Consider the following 2,153-nt stretch of genomic DNA (forward strand, 5'->3'; position numbering starts at 1 on the left):
TTAAAATGGAATTTAATAAAATCAGCAAAGCCATGTTAGGTATGGGGATGCTGGCGGTTGCAGGCAGCGCCTGTGCGTTGGAAGCCTGGAATGGTCAGGAGGGTGGAGACACCATTCAGGTTATTTTTGATGGCTCCGTCTATCAGAATGCCTGGTGGGTGGGGGCAACCAATTGTCCGGTCACTCCGGACGCACCTGAAGGTTCTAACCCGTGGAATTATGTCCGTGATGCAACTCCGGCGGAAATCACGCAATATGGCAACCCGACCAGTTGCGACATTCCAGGCTCCGACACTCCTACTTATCCTGCCTTTAGTGCCGATAAAGTTTACCAGGAGGGGGATATTGTTTCTGCCGGCGAAACCAATTATCAGGCCACGACCACAATACCTGCGAATTCTTTCGCGCCTGATGTCCGCAACCCATGGCAAGCTTATATCCCGGCGAAACCGTGGAATGCTGAAACCGTTTATAATCAAGGCGATGTGGTCACTGTAGGCTCGCAGAGCTATGAGGCCTTATTTTATACAGTAGGTAAGGATCCGGCAGATGTTGCCAATCAGAACCCGGACGGGGTCAATGGCGCACCCTGGAAGCCATTAGACGCATCAACACGATATACCGATGAGGAACTGGCCGCTGCGCCGGTATTCGATGCTTCTAAGCTGTATGCCGCGAATACACTGGTTCGATTCCAAAATCAGCCGTACGTTTCCCAGGCTAAAGTTCAGAAGGTTTCACCAACCGACATCAACACCTGGAAAGCGATTGTCGACTGGACTGGCACGAAAGATCGCGTCGGTACAGCAAAAAGTGACTGGCCAGCGCATGTCTATGCTCCTTATGTTGACTTCACGTTAAACGATATTCCTGATCTGGCTAAACTGGCCACGGAGCAGGGTATTAACCATTTCACTATGGCATTTGTGGTGGCGAAAGACACAGACACTTGTATGCCAACCTGGGGTACAGCATACAATCTGCAAAACTACGCCCAGTATTCAAAAATCAAAGCATTACGTGAAGCTGGCGGGGACGTTATGGTTTCCATTGGTGGTGCAAATAATGCGCCTCTTGCTGCTGCCTGTCACAATATTGATGACCTGAAACAGATGTATGTGGATATCGTTGAAAACCTGAATCTGAAGGTACTGGATTTTGACATTGAGGGGGGTTATCTGGCTGATAGCGCCATCGTTCAGCGCCGGAATACTGCTGTAAAAGCGGCACAGGATCAATGGAAAAAAGACGGTAAGAAAATCGCAGTCTGGTACACATTGCCTGTTCTGCCTACCGGTCTGACGGCTGAAGGTATGTACGTGCTGAACGATGCGAAAGCGAAAGGCGTCGAACTGGCAGGTATTAACATCATGACCATGGATTATGGTAACGAAATCTGTAAGTCCACAGGTACTGAAGGTCAGAATATTCATGGTCATTGTGCGACTTCTGCTATCGACAATATGTTCCTTCAGCTGAAAGGAATTTACCCCGATAAGACTGATGCGCAAATTAACGCCATGATGGGCACCACGCCGATGATCGGGTACAACGATGTGCAAGGTGAAACCTTCTATCTGTCAGATGCCAACATTGTGATGGAACAGGCGAAAGAACGTAATCTCGGGATGATCGGTATCTGGTCTATGGCCCGCGATCAGCCAGGACCTGCGGGCGTTGTAGAGGCCACCCATAGTGGTCTGACCGAAGAACAGGCACCGAAGTATGCGTTCAGTAAGGTGCTTTCACAGTTTGCTCAACCAGACGCACCGGATGATACCTGCTGCCATCAATGGGCGGAAAATGGCCATTATGGTGAGCGTGGCAATATCTATGTTTACGACAACCCTTATAACCATCAGACTGAATATTTCTCCGCCGCTAAAACCGGCCAATATTGGTATTTCCCAACCAATAAAACCAACAATGCTGACTGGATTTATTTAGGCACTGATAAGGAAACAGCAAAAACCAATAACGAATCGTTAATGGGTTATGCACAGTGGGGAGAAAACGATCGTAAAGCGAGCCTGGGAACGACGTTTATTTACAGTAATCCTTACAACGGTCGCCTTGAGTTATTTACCTTGAAAGCGACAGGAAACGATGGCCGTTATTGGTACTTCCCAACTAATAAAACCGACAACACTTAC

1 protein-coding gene is annotated in these 2,153 nt (G+C 48.4%); it reads left to right on the top strand.

The genetic code is table 11. The annotated features are described in order from the left end of the window. Positions 1-5 precede the first annotated feature (5 nt). Positions 6-2,153: glycosyl hydrolase family 18 protein (locus tag J1785_RS01480; RefSeq protein ID WP_217218650.1), on the top strand; the 2,148-nt coding region annotated here is incomplete at its 3' end.

It is taken from the genome of Rahnella perminowiae (genome assembly GCF_019049755.1).
Classification (GTDB): Bacteria; Pseudomonadota; Gammaproteobacteria; order Enterobacterales; family Enterobacteriaceae; genus Rahnella; species Rahnella perminowiae.